Source organism: Bacillus pretiosus, assembly GCF_051294775.1.
GTDB lineage: Bacteria > Bacillota > Bacilli > Bacillales > Bacillaceae_G > Bacillus_A > Bacillus_A wiedmannii.
On record NZ_JBPPHF010000263.1, the window covers coordinates 1 to 299 of the forward strand.

The 299-nt window shown below is 50.2% G+C and carries 1 tRNA gene; it reads left to right on the forward strand.

The features are described 5' to 3' along the window. Positions 1-71: 71 nt before the first annotated feature. Positions 72-147 (forward strand) — tRNA-Asp (locus ACSG5Z_RS30805). Positions 148-299: the final 152 nt, after the last annotated feature.

A 299-nucleotide genomic window follows, 5' to 3' on the forward strand; every position in this document is an offset into this window, starting at 1 on the left:
GAGCAGCACGGTAGCTCGTCGGGCACATAACCCGAAGGTCGCAGGTTCAAATCCTGTCCCCGCAACCAAATGGTCCCGTGGTGTAGTGGTTAACATGCCTGCCTGTCACGCAGGAGATCGCCGGTTCGACCCCGGTCGGGACCGCCATTTTAACTTCTGCTATTTGGCAGTTGTTTTTAATTGGACATTATGTTACAATAGCATTTGTCTTTGAAAAGAAGATAAATATTTCGATGGGCTATAGCCAAGCGGTAAGGCAACGGACTTTGACTCCGTCATGCGCTGGTTCGAATCCAGCT